A 13,173-nucleotide genomic window follows, 5' to 3' on the forward strand; every position below is an offset into this window, starting at 1 on the left:
CCGGGGCCGGGCTTTGTGAGCGGCGAAGCTTACATCTTCTTCGCGCGGATCTGATTGATGATCGAGTCTGCCGTCTTGAGCGTGGCATCGAACGTCTGCTGCTCGGTCGTGGCCGGCTTGCCGGCCTTTTGCAGCGCTTCGCCCGAAGTGGCCGGCGAGACCAGATACTTGCCCTGGATCGCGATCGCCGGCACGCCGTCGATCTTGTAGTCCTGCCACGTCTTGTTGGCGATCTCCACGGCCGACTCCTTGCGCATCATGGCCGGCTTGCCGGCGGCGTCGTAGGCGTTGCCGTAGGCGGTCTTGTCGATGCCGAACTGCGAGAGGAATTCCGCTTGCGAATCCTTCGTCAGCAGGTAGTTGTGCTTCACGTGGATTTCGTTGAAGACCTTGGGGGTGAGTTCGGCTTCCTTGCCGAGCGTGCTGAGCGCGATGAACATGCGCGTGTGCGGCTCGAAGCGGCTCTGGAAGGCGACCGGCACGCGCTTGAACACCACGTCCTTGCCTTGCTTCTTGACCCACGCTTCGAGCGACGGCTCGAGCGCATTGCAATGCGGGCAGCCGTACCAGAAGAATTCGGTGACTTCGATCTTGCCCGCGCCGGCCGAGAGCGGCTGCTGCGGAATCGTCAGGTAGTCGGTCCCCGCGACCGGTGCTTCGGGCGACGCCGAGGCCGCGCCGGAGAGGAAACCGAAAGAAATCAGAACGGCACCAAGAAGTTTTTTCATGATCGTTATCGATGAGTGAGGCAGACGCGCAGGCCCCCGGCCGTGCTGCGTCTGCGCGAAACCAGATCCTGGATTCAGGCACATTCGCCAGTGCGTATGACCGGCGATGCCTTGCCAGGTTCAACGCCCGGGCGAAGCCGGAAACCCACCGCATGATGCAGCGTTTTACGAATTCCTGCTGCTGCGGCGATCCGCCAACGGCGGCGGGCGCCCCTCGCCGTGGAAACAAAAGGCGTTGCCCGTATGGTGCAACGCCTTCTGCGGTTATTGCTTGGTGAAACGGATAACTGCCGTGTCGTATCCGCCATCCTGCAGGCGTTGACGCACGTGATTCATCTCGTCGAGCTTGCCGTACGGGCCAAGACGTACGCGATACAGCGTCAGACCGTTGGCGTCGCGCTGCGTGACCTTGGCTTCGAAGCCCGAGAGGGCCAGCCTGGCGCGCAGTTGCTCCGCGTCGTTTTGCGACTTGAAGGCGCCGACCTGCAGGTAGTAGCCCGTGTTGGCGTTGTCCGTGGCGCTCGCCGGCGGCGTGGTCGGCGGGGCGACGGGCACCGCCGACTTGCCATTCAGGATGTCGGCCGGCGACGGCTTCGTCGGCGCGGGCTGCGAGGGCGGAGCGGCAGGGCTCGAGGCCACCGGCGGCGTCACCGGCGCGCCCGGCACGAGCGGCGACGTTGCGGCTTGCGACGCCGTCTCTGGTGCGGCCGGGCTCGACGCGGCGCCCGGCAGCGGCGTACGCGGCTGCAGCGACTTGTTCGGATCCGGCGCCTGCGCGGCCGGCGAATTCTCGGCCGGGCGCGGTGGCGTCTTTTCGACGAACGGGGTTGGCGTCTTCGTGATGTAGAGCGCGACGACGACGGCAACGGCCAGCCCAACGATCAGGCCGAGCACGATGCCCAGGAAAGTACCGCCCCGCTGGCGGGGTGGTCGACGTGTGTTTGCCATCGAGTCGATTCCGTCCTTACAGAGTTCCGATGCGTTTGCCGTTCGGAGTGGGTGGAAAACTGGCTTACATCTTGGCCGGGGCGGAGACGCCCAGCACGGCAAGGCCGTTGCGCAGCACCTGACGCGTGGCGGCGAGCAGCGCCAGACGCGCATGCTTGACGGTCTCGTCGTCGACCAGCACGCGATCGGCGTTGTAGAACGAGTGGAACGCGCCCGCCAGATCGCGCAGGTAGAATGCCGCGGCGTGCGGGGCGAGCTCTTCCGCCGCGCGCGTGAGCATGTCCGGATATTCGGCGAGCAGTTGCAGCAGTGCGAGGGCCCGTTCGCTGTCGAGCGGTGCGAGATCGGCGTTTGCCAACTGCGCTTCGTCGCCGCCCCACTGCGTGAGGATCGAGCAGATCCGCGCATGGGCGTACTGCACGTAGTACACCGGGTTCTCGTCGTTCTGCTTGAGCGCGAGGTCCACGTCGAACACGAACTCGGTGTCGGCCTTGCGTGAAATCAGGAAGAAACGCACGGCGTCGCGGCCGCGGCGCAGCGCAGCCTCGCGCTCGACCGGATCCGTCACCGGCGTTTCGGCCGTGATGCCGCCCGACCACTCGATCAGATCGCGCACGGTCACGTAGCTGCCAGCGCGTTTGGAGATCTTCACCTCTTCGCCGTTGCGCATGACGGTGACCATCTTGTGCAGCACATAGTCCGGGTAGCCCTTCGGAATGCCGATGCCGAGCGCCTGCAGGCCGGCGCGCACGCGCGCGACGGTGCCGTGGTGGTCCGAGCCCTGTACGTTGATGACCTGATGGAAGCCGCGATCCCACTTGCGCGTGTGATAGGCGACGTCGGGCACGAAGTACGTGTACGTGCCGTCGGACTTGCGCATCACGCGGTCCTTGTCGTCGCCGTAGTCGGTCGTGCGCAGCCACAGCGCGCCTTCCTGTTCGTACGTGACGCCGGCATCGACGAGCGCCTGCACCGTGCGCTCGACGCTGCCGTCGGCGTAGAGCGACGACTCGAGGTAGTACTGATCGAAGATCACGCCGAACGTCTGCAGGTCGATGTCCTGCTCGCGACGCAGATACGCCACGGCGAACGTGCGGATCGACTCGAAGTCCTCGATGTTGCCGCTGCCGGTGACGGGCTCGCCGTCGGACGCCTGTACGGTCTTGCGGTCGAGGAAGTCCTGTGCGATGTCGCCGATGTAGTCGCCGTTGTAAGCCGATTCCGGCCATGCGGCGTCGCCCGGCTTGAGGCCGCGCGCCCGCGCCTGCACGGACGTGGCGAGCGTCTGGATCTGCACGCCGGCGTCGTTGTAGTAGAACTCGCGATGCACCGGGCGGCCCTGCGTGCCGAGCAGCGCGGCGATCGTGTCGCCGAGGGCGGCCTGGCGGCCGTGACCGACGTGCAGCGGGCCGGTCGGGTTGGCCGAGACGAACTCGACGAGCACCGGGGCGGCGTCATCGCTCGCGGCGCGCTGGCCGAAGGCCGTGCCCTCGGTCAGGATCGCGCGTGCCACCGATTGCTTGGCGGCGTTGGCCAGACGCAGGTTGATGAAGCCCGGGCCGGCGATTTCGACGGCGTCGACGAGACCCTTGGCGCGGTTGTCCGCGAGGATGGCGTCGGCGATCTTCTGCGCCAGCTCGCGCGGGTTGGCGCGCATCGGCTTGGCGAGTTGCATCGCCACGTTACAGGCCAGGTCGCCGTGGGAGGCAACTTTCGGGCGTTCGAGCAGGATGGCCGGCGCGGCGGGCGCGGTGCCGTCCGTCGGCATCAGACCGGCGACGGCGTCGCCGATCAGCGCGACGAGAGCATTCTTTTGTGCGGGTAGCATTGGCGGGTGTTTCGGGTGCGTCCGGACGCGTCCGGACAGGCAATTGAATCGTCAGCACCGGATTTTAACAGGTGTATGATGAAGTCACGGTGCCCGTCTTACCCCTCGTTGCGTGACATGTGGGGCGGGCGGCGGTGATAACGCGAACAGGGAGACCACTATGTTGGTAACGTTCAAGTCCAAAGCCTCGCCCAATATCACCATGCTGGAAAACCTCGCGCAATATCTGCTGGGCGTGGTCGGCAAGAAGCTCGGCGAACGCGGCGCCATCGGCGAGGACGAAATGGGCGAAGCGATCGCGAAGCTCGAAGCTGCCATTGCGGAGGACAATGCTGCGGCGAAGAAGGAGAGCGAGGGCAAGAAGGCCGAGGAGCGCGACGAAGACGAGCGTTTGCGGCTGGCCCAGCGGGCCTATCCGCTGCTCGACATGCTGCGCGAAGCGCATAAGCAGAAAGTCGCCATCATGTGGGAAACCTGAGCCGACGCCGGGTCCCCTTCCAGGACGATTCCAGACACGTAGTTTTCCGACATCTGCCGATGCTGACCGCGCGTCATGAGCGATGCGCCGGCGTCTGCGCGGGACGTCAAAAAGCAGGCCGCGGGCCTGCTTTTTTTGTGCCGTAACCCGGATGGCGGGGCGATCCGGGGCGAGGGGAATGGCGTCGTCCGGGAACCGGGCCGAAGCGGCTGCATGCCGCCGGCAAGGCCCGCGCGGCGACGCCGCGGATCGCGTCGCCCGCGCCTCGCGCAACTCGCGCCGCACGAGGCGCCGATTCGTGGGCTTACTGGGCTCGGCCCGGTGCGTTGTCCGGGGCGTTGGTGCCGCCGTTGCCCGTGTTGCCGTTGTTCGGGGTCTTCCTGGTGCTGTGACGCGGCTTCTGCGTCTTCGAGTTCGGATGCGGGTCCGAGGGCGTCATGGTCTGGGCGCTCGGGGTCGGCGTCTGCGGCGACGTCGGCGAAGCCTGACTGGGCATCGGGACCGAAGGATCCGTCGTCGTGCCCCCGCCAGGGCCCGCCGCACCACCGCCCGCGGCGCCTTGGGCGAAACTCAGCGCGGAAGCACTGGCAAGGGTCAGGGCGGCAACCGAGATAATCAGCTTCTTCATCAGATGGACTCCTTTGCTTTGCGCTGCACACCGAAGGAAAAACTATCGTGCAGGCATCACTTGCGTTAGTGAGATTCCAGTCTAAGAAGCCGCTCCCGGCGGTGCTGTAAGGCTTTGTAATGGTTTGTAATTCGACTTCTTTTTAGTCGTCCGAGCGGCTTGACCAGAAAACCTGGTTCACGCCTGGCAGCGTTTCGAGGTGATCCGTGAGCGCATCGAGCTCACCCGCTTTCACCGCGGTAGGCAGCAGCAAGGCTTCGATTTCGACTTCCGTTTCGCCGAACGGATGGATGTCCAGCGCACGCACGGGGTAGTTCGATGCCTCGAGCCAGGCCTCGACCTTGTCGAGCACCTCGCGCTGCGTGGCCCGTGCGCAGATGACGGACAGCGCATAGGTTGCCTCGGACGTCGCTTCGTTGATCGGCGCGCGGTTGATGCGATTCACGATGGGGCGCAGCAGCGTGTTCGCCGCCAGCACGAAAGCCGCCACGACACACGCCTCGACGATCAGGCTCGCCCCGGCGGCCGCGCCCACGGCCGCGGAGCCCCACAGCGTGGCGGCGGTGTTCAGTCCGCGCACGGACGCGCCGTCCTTCATGATCGCGCCCGCGCCGAGAAAGCCCACGCCCGAGACGACGTACGCGATCACGCGCGTGTCGCCCGGCATCAGACGCATCGACAGGTCGACGAACGCTGCGGCACCCACTGCCACCAGCACGTTGGTGCGCAGGCCCGCAGTGCGCTGGCGAACCTGTCGTTCCACGCCGATGATGGTACCGAGCACGAACGCGACGAACAGCGACACCGCCGTGTTGAGCAATGGGAGGAGCTGGAAATTCTGAATGCTGTGCAGTGCGTGCATGGAATGTCTCGAAGTGAGCCAGCCGGCGGGCGGCCGAAGACTTGCATGGGCGCGAGGGATCCGATGGGCCCGGCAGGTCGGCGCTGGCCGGTCGGGACACTACGCTTCGGTTGCGACAGCGGCGTGACAGGGGCGATGTCGCGAGGCGGGCCAAGGCGGCACAAGGCGAGCGCGGATGCGCCACCTGACGCCGCCGCGATTATGGCATCCGGACCGGCGAGGCGGATGCCGCTTCCCGGCCGGATGCCATGCCGTGACGATGACCCGTGGCGTTACGGCAGTTGCGGTGCGAGCAGGCGTCGCGCCGTCGCTTCGTCCACGCCGGTGCGCTCCATGAAGTCCTCGACCTGGTCGGGGCCGATCTTGCCGACGCTGAAGTACGTGCTGTCCGGATGCGAGAGATAGAAGCCCGAGACGCTCGCGGCCGGCAGCATGGCGAGCGATTCCGTCACGCTCATGCCGATTTCGTGGGCCTGCAGGTAATGGAACATCGGTCCCTTGACCGAGTGCTCCGGGCAGGCCGGATAGCCCGGTGCGGGGCGGATGCCGACGTACTGCTCCTTGATGAGCGCGTCGTTATCGAGCTGTTCGTCGCCGGCGTAGCCCCAGAAGTCGCGCCGCACGCGGGCATGCATGCATTCGGCGAAAGCTTCGGCCAGACGATCGGCCAGGGCCTTGAGCATGATGGCGCTGTAGTCGTCGTGATCGGCGAGGAAGCCGGCTTCCTTGGCGTCCACGCCAAGCCCGGCGGTCACGGCGAAGACGCCGATGTAATCGGCCACGCCGCTGTCCTTCGGCGCGACGAAGTCGGCCAGCGAGCGGTTCGGGCGGCGCACACCGTCGACCACCGGGCGCTCGCTCTGCTGGCGCAGGTTATGCCACGTGAACGCGACTTCGGAACGCGACTCGTCGGTGTAGATTTCGATGTCGTCGTCGTTCACCACGTTCGCGGGCAGCAGGGCGATCACCCCGTTGGCGGTGAGCCAGCGGCCCTTGATCAGACGATTGAGCATGGTGCGTCCGTCCGAGAAGACGCGACGCGCCGACTCGCCGACGATTTCGTCGTTGAGAATCGCGGGATAGGGGCCGGCGAGATCCCAGGTCTGGAAGAACGGACCCCAGTCGATGAATTCAGCCAGCTCGGCCAGATCGTAATTCTTGAATACGCGACGGCCGATGAACTTCGGCTTGGGCGGCACGTAGCTCGACCAGTCGACCTTGAACTTGTTCTCGCGCGCCGTGGCAAGCGACACCATCGGCGTGGTCTTGCGGTTCGCGTGCTGGGTACGCACGCGCTCGTAGTCGGCCTTCACTTCCTCGAGATAGCGCGTCGCGGCGTCGTCCGAGAGCAGATTCGACGCGACGGACACCGAGCGCGAGGCGTCCGGCACATAGATCACCGGACCTTCGTAGTTGGGCGCGATCTTCACGGCGGTGTGCACGCGCGAGGTCGTGGCGCCACCGATGAGCAGCGGAATGTTGCGCAGACGGAAGTACTCGTCGCGCTGCATTTCCGAGGCGACGTAGGCCATCTCCTCGAGGCTCGGCGTGATGAGCCCCGACAGGCCGATGATGTCCGCGCCTTCTTCCTTCGCCTTGGCGAGGATTTCGGCGCACGGCACCATCACCCCCATGTTGACGACCTCGAAGTTGTTGCACTGAAGCACCACGGTCACGATGTTCTTGCCGATGTCGTGCACGTCGCCCTTGACCGTGGCGATGACGATCTTGCCCTTCGAGCGCACGTCTTCGCCCGCCGCGGCCATGCGGGCCTTCTCTTCCTCGATGAACGGCACGAGGTGCGCCACGGCCTGCTTCATCACGCGCGCGCTCTTCACCACTTGCGGCAGGAACATCTTGCCCGCGCCGAACAGATCGCCCACGACGTTCATGCCGTCCATGAGCGGGCCTTCGATCACCTGGATCGGGCGTCCGCCGGCGGCGTCGATCTTCTGGCGCACCTCTTCCGTGTCCTCGACGATGAAGGTCGTGATGCCGTGCACCAGCGCGTGCGCGAGACGCGCTTCGACCGGCTGGTTGCGCCATTCCAGATTCTCTTCGCGCTTTTGCGCGCCGCCCTTGTAGCGGTCGGCGATCTCGAGCAGTCGCTCGGTGCTGTCCTCGCGGCGGTTGAGCACCACGTCCTCCACGCGCTCGCGCAGTTCGGGATCGAGGTTCTCGTACACGCCGAGCTGACCGGCGTTGACGATGCCCATGTCCATGCCGGCCTGGATCGCGTGATAGAGGAATACGGTGTGGATCGCTTCGCGCACGATGTCGTTGCCGCGGAACGAGAACGACACGTTCGACACCCCGCCGCTGATCTTCGCGCCGGGCAGGTTCGCCTTGATCCAGCGCGTGGCGTTGATGAAGTCGACGGCGTAGTTGTTGTGCTCCTCGATGCCCGTGGCCACCGCGAAGATGTTCGGGTCGAAGATGATGTCCTCGGGCGGGAAGCCGACTTCGTCGACCAGCACGCGATAGCTGCGCTCGCAGATCTCGGTCTTGCGCCGATAGGTGTCGGCCTGTCCCTGCTCGTCGAAGGCCATCACCACGGCCGCGGCGCCGTAGCGGCGGATGCGTTTCGCGTGATGCACGAACGCTTCCTTGCCTTCCTTGAGCGAGATCGAGTTGACGATGGCCTTGCCTTGCACGCACTTCAGACCCGCCTCGATCACTTCCCACTTGGACGAGTCGATCATGATCGGCACGCGCGCGATGTCGGGCTCCGAGGCGATCAGGTTCAGAAAGCGCACCATGGCGGCTTTCGAATCGAGCATGGCCTCGTCCATGTTGATGTCGATGACCTGGGCGCCGTTCTCGACCTGCTGGCGGGCGACCGCGAGCGCTTCGTCGAACTGGCCGTTCAGGATCATGCGTGCGAACGCTTTCGAACCCGTGACGTTGGTGCGTTCGCCGACGTTCACGAACAACGTGCCCGCGCCGATGTTGAAGGGCTCGAGGCCGGACAGGCGCATCGGCTGCACCGGCGTTGCGAAGGGCGTTTGGCTCATGGGGCAAATCCGTTCAGTGATGGGCGCGGTGCGCTCGGCAACGCGCCGGGACTTCTGGCAATCGATCTCGTGATGGGCGGGGCGCGGCGGCCGCGACGTCGGGCGGTCCGGCCGCCTTACGACGCGTCGTCGGTCTCGTCCGTCGCGTTGCGGTACTGTGCCGGCCAGCGGCGCGGCTTCACGTCCGAGAGCGCTTTCGCGATTTCCGCGATGTGCTCGGGCGTGGTGCCGCAGCAGCCGCCCGCGAGGTTCACCAGTCCGGCCTGCGCGAACTCGCGCAGCAGGCCCGAGGTGACGTCCGGCGTTTCGTCGAAACCGGTGTCGCTCATCGGATTGGGCAGGCCGGCGTTCGGATAGACCGACACGTAGGTGTTGCACAGCTTGGCCAGTTCGGCGATGTACGGACGCATGAGCGTCGCCCCCAGCGCGCAGTTCAGGCCGAACGTGAGCGGGCGCGCATGACGCAGCGAATTCCAGAACGCTTCGACGGTCTGGCCGGACAGGATGCGCCCCGAGGCGTCGGTCACCGTGCCGGAGATCATGATCGGCAGCACTTCGCCGGTGTCCTCGAACAGTTCGTCGATGGCGAAGAGCGCGGCCTTGGCGTTGAGCGTGTCGAAGATCGTCTCGACGAGGAACAGGTCGACACCGCCTTCGAGCAGCGACTTCGCTTGCGCGTAGTAGGCATCGCGCAACTGATCGAAGTCGACGTTGCGCGCACCCGGGTCGTTCACGTCGGGACTGATGCTCGCGGTCTTGGGCGTCGGGCCGACGGCGCCGGCGGCAAAGCGCGGCTTGTCGGGCGTGCTGTACGCGTCGCAGGCTTCGCGCGCGAGACGGGCCGACTCGCGGTTCATCTCGTCGGCCAGATGTTCCATGTGGTAGTCGGCCTGCGCGATCGTCGTCGCCCCGAAAGTGTTTGTCTCGATGATGTCGGCGCCGGCGGCGAGATACTTGCGATGAATTTCGCCGATCACGTCCGGACGCGTGAGCGAGAGCAGTTCGTTGTTGCCCTTCACGTCGTGCGCGAAGTCGGCGAAGCGCTCGCCCCGGTACTGGGCTTCGTTCAGCTTGTACTGCTGAATCATCGTCCCCATGGCGCCGTCCAGGATCAGGATGCGCGATTCGAGCAGCGCAGGCAGCGCCTGGCCGCGCGTGTATTGCGGCTGGCGCGGCGGTGCGGCGTTCGGGGCGGTCCCCGTTTGGACGCTGGCGGAGGGGGTTGTCATGACGGACGTCGCCTTGGAGTGGCCGGGAAACCTATAATTGTAATGGTTTTCGGCCGGCCTGCCCGTGCGCCGCCGCCCGTACGGCGGGCCGCGGCGCCGTTTTTCGGGAGGGCAGCCCCGGACATCGCCGCACCTTCAACCCTTTTTCGCCAACGACATGGAATTCCTGCTCCCGGGCGCCGCCCACAAGTTTCTGCAATCCAACGCGAACGCCCTGTTCGTCGACTGCCGCAGCGAGATGGAGTACCTGTTCGTCGGGCACCCGGCCGGCGCCATTCACGTGGCCTGGAACGACGGTCCAGATTGGGAAATTAACCCGCACTTCGTGCAGAGCGTTCGCAAGCTCGCCGGCGCTGGCGGCGAGCGGCCGGTGCTGCTCATCTGCCGAAGCGGCAACCGCAGCGCGGCCGCCGGCGAAGCGCTCGAAGCGGCTGGGTTCGTGAACGTCTACGCCGTGCAGCACGGCTTCGAGGGGGATCTCGACGCCACCCATCACCGCAACGCCGTGAATGGCTGGCGCTTCGACGGGCTGCCGTGGGAGCAGTGCTGATCGCTCGCAGCGCCTGACATGAGGTCAAGCTGCGGACATGAAAAAACCCTCGCTGCTGCGAGGGTTTTTTGTGATGCACCGCGTGCGGTGTCGGAGTCAGTGGAGCACGACCGGATTCGTCATGAAGTTATCGAACTGGCCGAGGAATTCATCGACTTCGTCCTCGGAGGGTTCGCTGGCAATGAGTTTCTGCACTTCTTCACGGAATTGCCGGGCGAGCGAGCCGTCGAGGAAAATCTCGCGGCCAGCGGTTTTGTCCACGATTTCATAGCCACCCGCAGACAGCGCGTGATTGCCGTTATCCGCGGCAAACTCGACGACACAATAATTCGGGCTGTTGTAAATCATGAGCATGGCAACTCTCCTGGTGTTCCTGCATGGTCCTTGTAAACCCACATAGGGGCGACGCGGCGCGATTTCAAGAGGCGATACCCCATGATTCGCTTATCGGCACACCGGCTGACGAATTCAATGGTTTTGGCCCTCCTTGTGAACTTTCCACGCTAAAGGTTCGGATTCGGATGGGTTTAAGCGTTAGAGACGGTCCCTTGCAGAAATGTTGCAAGGAGTTTGGTTACGAACTGTTTCTGTTCGACGATCGACAGATGCGCGGCGTCCGGCACGATCTCGAGCCGCGCGCCGGCGATGCCTTCGGCGATACGCCGGGCCACGGCGGGTGGCGTCGATGGGTCGTTTTCGCCCACGAGCACCAGCGTCGGCGCCTCGATTTCGTGCAGCCGCGTTCGTACATCGAACGCCGCCAGTGCCTCGCAGGCCGCGGCAAAGCCCTCGGGATGCGCGTGTGCGACGAGTGCGCGGATGCGTTCGGCCTGCGCGGGGTGTCGCTGGCGAAAGCCTGCGCTCAGCCAGCGCTCCAGCGTGCCGTTGGCGAGTTCCTTCATGCCTTGCGCGCGGGCCTTGGCGGCGCGCTCGCGGAACAGTTGCGCGTCGGGGGCATCGTAACCGGCGGTCGTGTCGATCAGCGTCAGGCTGGCGACGCGCTCGGGGGCGTCCAGCGCGAGTTGCTGCGCGACGGCGCCGCCCATCGAGATGCCGGCGAAGTGGGTACTCGGGATTTCCAGCGAACTGAGCAAGGCCGTCGCATCGGCGGCCAACTGGCCGATCGTGTAAGGACCGTGCGGTACGTCGCTCGCGCCGTGTCCACGACTGTCGTACCGCAGAACCCGGAAGTGTGCCGCAAGCTCGGGCACGAGATCGTCCCACACCGTGAGATCCGCACCCAGCGGGTGCGCCAGCGTCAGCCACGGACCGTGGCCATCCACCGCGTAGTGAATCGATACACCGTTGGCACTGACTTTCATGGTGCGCGGCCTCCCATCAATCGTGAACGTGTGTCGATGCAGTGGGATGTTTCCGATTATGTCAGGAACCTCGCACTTGTGCAGCGCGTTTCGTCGTAGTGGGGCAACACTTCTCCTCAACCCGCACGACAGCTGAATCCCTCGAATTTCGAGGGGATTTACGGGGGGGTGCCCCTATGTAATTAGTCAAGCACTAGGGGCGGTTTTCGGTTGATAAAAAGTGCCGTCGCGCAGCATGGCAAAGAGCACGTCGCAGCGCCGGCGAGCCAGCGCGATAAGTGCCTGGTTGTGGCGCTTGCCCTGCTGGATCTTTCGGCTGTAGTAGGCGCGTGAGATCGGGTCTCGCAGGGCGGCAAAGGCTGAGAGAAACAAGGCGCGTTTGAGTACCTTGTTGCCACGCCGGGAGGGGTGTTCGCCTCGAATCGAGGAACCAGAGCGCCGGGTGACCGGCGCGAGACCCGCATACGCGGCCAGATGGGCGGCCGAGGCAAAGGCCTTGTGCGCCACCTCGGTCAGGAGTCGTGCTGCGGTCCTGAGCCCGACTCCGGGCATGCTACTCAGGACCGGCCAAAGAGGGTTGCTTTGCACCAGGCGCTCGACTTCGGCGGCAATCTCGTCGCGTTGCTTGCGTAGGGCTGCTAGTTGCTGGGCCAGACGCGGCATGACCAGCGTGGCGGCATGAGTACCAGGCACGACTACGGTTTGTTCGGTAAGCGCCTGCGCGATGTCAGCGGCCAGGCTCTTGCCAATGCGTGGTGCGAGCTTGATCAGGCGATTCGCCAGCGTTTTTTGGCCCGCGGCCGTCAGTGCTGCAGGCGAGGGGTAGCGCTCAAGCAGATCAAGCACGGCGGGGTGATCCAGGCGAGGCCCGAGCACGCGCTCGAGCGCGGGATGAATCTGCGTGAGTAAGCCGCGAATGCGGTTGCTGGTTTGATTGACTTGGGCGGCCAGATCATCGTCGAAGCCGCACAGCATGGTCAGCTCGGCGAGCGGCTCATCGGCCAGCCGCAGCGAGCGCAGCGTATGCGGCATGGAGCGCGCGGCTTCGGCGATGACGGCGGCGTCACGTGCATCGGTCTTGGCTTCGCCGGCGTGCAGGTCAGCGATGCGGCGCATGGCCAGGCCGGGTAAGTAGGCGACGAGTGCACCGGCGTCTTGGGCGACGGCGAGCGGCAGCGCGCCAATGGTGGCGGGCTGATCGACGACGAACAGAAGTCGGCCGTGCACCTTGAGCTCATTGATGAGGGCTCGCAGCTGTGTCTCATCGTTAGGCAGGGCCTTGTTGTAGAGGCGACGGCCGTTGCGATCGAGGGCCACGGCATGGTGGTGGCCTTTGCCGACGTCGACGCCGATGAAGACATCGACGGCGTCATGAAGAGGAAAGTTTTGCATTGCAGTTTGCTCAAATGACGAATTGGCCTGCAAAAACCATGGTGGCAAGTCTCGGCATCCACGTTACGGACGGCATCGGAAAATCCCGAGCCAAACCCCTATTAGCGATCACCAGCCACCCACCAGCCCCGGTGACAACACCCCCCGGATCATGACTGCGACTGGGGGACTTAATCATGCCGGGCCTGGCTGGC

The 13,173-nt window shown here is 65.1% G+C and carries 11 protein-coding genes and 1 pseudogene; 2 read left to right on the top strand and 10 right to left on the bottom strand.

All coding sequences use genetic code 11. The annotated features are described in order from the left end of the window. Nucleotides 1-29: 29 nt before the first annotated feature. From RO07_RS02090 to argS, 3 genes are all read right to left on the bottom strand, one after another. Nucleotides 30-728: a thiol:disulfide interchange protein DsbA/DsbL gene (locus tag RO07_RS02090; RefSeq protein ID WP_039407671.1), complete on the bottom strand. Its 699-nt coding sequence runs from the start codon at nucleotides 726-728 to the stop codon at nucleotides 30-32. A gap of 264 nt (nucleotides 729-992) precedes the next feature. Continuing rightward, nucleotides 993-1,676, bottom strand: coding sequence for an SPOR domain-containing protein (locus RO07_RS02095; protein WP_039407673.1), 684 nt, complete (start codon nucleotides 1,674-1,676; stop codon nucleotides 993-995). A gap of 64 nt (nucleotides 1,677-1,740) precedes the next feature. Then, nucleotides 1,741-3,504, bottom strand: a complete 1,764-nt coding sequence (gene argS, locus RO07_RS02100) for an arginine--tRNA ligase (RefSeq protein WP_039407677.1) — start codon at nucleotides 3,502-3,504, stop codon at nucleotides 1,741-1,743. Between the two features lie 160 nt (nucleotides 3,505-3,664). On the opposite strand from argS, the gene RO07_RS02105 reads away from it, so the two are divergent. Continuing rightward, nucleotides 3,665-3,982 carry a DUF1840 domain-containing protein gene (locus RO07_RS02105; protein ID WP_039407680.1) on the top strand — a complete coding sequence of 106 codons (318 nt, stop codon included), beginning with the start codon at nucleotides 3,665-3,667 and terminating at the stop codon, nucleotides 3,980-3,982. 304 nt (nucleotides 3,983-4,286) lie between these two features. Here the strand turns inward: RO07_RS02105 and RO07_RS02110 are convergent, their stop codons facing one another. From RO07_RS02110 to RO07_RS02125, 4 genes are all read right to left on the bottom strand, one after another. Next, on the bottom strand, nucleotides 4,287-4,610 hold the full coding sequence (locus RO07_RS02110; protein WP_039407683.1) for a hypothetical protein: 324 nt from the start codon (nucleotides 4,608-4,610) through the stop codon (nucleotides 4,287-4,289). Nucleotides 4,611-4,752: 142 nt separating this feature from the next. Then, a complete protein-coding gene (locus RO07_RS02115; protein WP_039413943.1) occupies nucleotides 4,753-5,463 on the bottom strand; it encodes an MgtC/SapB family protein in 711 nt (236 codons plus the stop codon). A gap of 281 nt (nucleotides 5,464-5,744) precedes the next feature. Continuing rightward, a complete protein-coding gene (gene metH, locus RO07_RS02120; protein WP_039413945.1) occupies nucleotides 5,745-8,450 on the bottom strand; it encodes a methionine synthase in 2,706 nt (901 codons plus the stop codon). A 152-nt stretch (nucleotides 8,451-8,602) separates the two neighbouring features. Further along, nucleotides 8,603-9,715, bottom strand: a complete 1,113-nt coding sequence (locus RO07_RS02125; RefSeq protein ID WP_039407686.1) for a homocysteine S-methyltransferase family protein — start codon at nucleotides 9,713-9,715, stop codon at nucleotides 8,603-8,605. A 157-nt stretch (nucleotides 9,716-9,872) separates the two neighbouring features. Here RO07_RS02125 and RO07_RS02130 point away from each other — a divergent pair, with 157 nt between their 5' ends. Beyond that, nucleotides 9,873-10,265: a rhodanese-like domain-containing protein gene (locus RO07_RS02130; protein WP_039407689.1), complete on the top strand. Its 393-nt coding sequence runs from the start codon at nucleotides 9,873-9,875 to the stop codon at nucleotides 10,263-10,265. Nucleotides 10,266-10,361: 96 nt separating this feature from the next. Here RO07_RS02130 and RO07_RS02135 read toward each other — a convergent pair whose 3' ends face one another. The 3 genes and pseudogenes from RO07_RS02135 to RO07_RS02145 form a co-directional block, all read right to left on the bottom strand. Continuing rightward, nucleotides 10,362-10,619, bottom strand: coding sequence for a BTH_I0359 family protein (locus RO07_RS02135; RefSeq protein ID WP_039407692.1), 258 nt, complete (start codon nucleotides 10,617-10,619; stop codon nucleotides 10,362-10,364). Between the two features lie 173 nt (nucleotides 10,620-10,792). After that, nucleotides 10,793-11,587 carry a 3-oxoadipate enol-lactonase gene (pcaD, locus tag RO07_RS02140; RefSeq protein WP_039407695.1) on the bottom strand — a complete coding sequence of 265 codons (795 nt, stop codon included), beginning with the start codon at nucleotides 11,585-11,587 and terminating at the stop codon, nucleotides 10,793-10,795. A gap of 186 nt (nucleotides 11,588-11,773) precedes the next feature. Then, nucleotides 11,774-13,037 (bottom strand): annotated as a pseudogene (locus RO07_RS02145) (IS110 family RNA-guided transposase). Between the last annotated feature and the right edge of the window lie 136 nt (nucleotides 13,038-13,173).

Source organism: Pandoraea pulmonicola (assembly GCF_000815105.2).
GTDB lineage: Bacteria > Pseudomonadota > Gammaproteobacteria > Burkholderiales > Burkholderiaceae > Pandoraea > Pandoraea pulmonicola.

Bases quoted from the DNA above. Each gene is read 5' to 3' on its own strand.
- RO07_RS02125 (WP_039407686.1), bottom strand. From the start codon at position 9,715: ATGACAACCCCCTCCGCCAGCGTCCAAACGGGGACCGCCCCGAACGCC.
- RO07_RS02095 (WP_039407673.1), bottom strand. From the start codon at position 1,676: ATGGCAAACACACGTCGACCACCCCGCCAGCGGGGCGGTACTTTCCTG.
- argS (WP_039407677.1), bottom strand. From the start codon at position 3,504: ATGCTACCCGCACAAAAGAATGCTCTCGTCGCGCTGATCGGCGACGCC.
- RO07_RS02090 (WP_039407671.1), bottom strand. From the start codon at position 728: ATGAAAAAACTTCTTGGTGCCGTTCTGATTTCTTTCGGTTTCCTCTCC.
- RO07_RS02110 (WP_039407683.1), bottom strand. From the start codon at position 4,610: ATGAAGAAGCTGATTATCTCGGTTGCCGCCCTGACCCTTGCCAGTGCT.
- RO07_RS02105 (WP_039407680.1), top strand. From the start codon at position 3,665: ATGTTGGTAACGTTCAAGTCCAAAGCCTCGCCCAATATCACCATGCTG.
- RO07_RS02130 (WP_039407689.1), top strand. From the start codon at position 9,873: ATGGAATTCCTGCTCCCGGGCGCCGCCCACAAGTTTCTGCAATCCAAC.
- metH (WP_039413945.1), bottom strand. From the start codon at position 8,450: ATGCGCCTGTCCGGCCTCGAGCCCTTCAACATCGGCGCGGGCACGTTG.
- RO07_RS02135 (WP_039407692.1), bottom strand. From the start codon at position 10,619: ATGCTCATGATTTACAACAGCCCGAATTATTGTGTCGTCGAGTTTGCC.
- pcaD (WP_039407695.1), bottom strand. From the start codon at position 11,587: ATGAAAGTCAGTGCCAACGGTGTATCGATTCACTACGCGGTGGATGGC.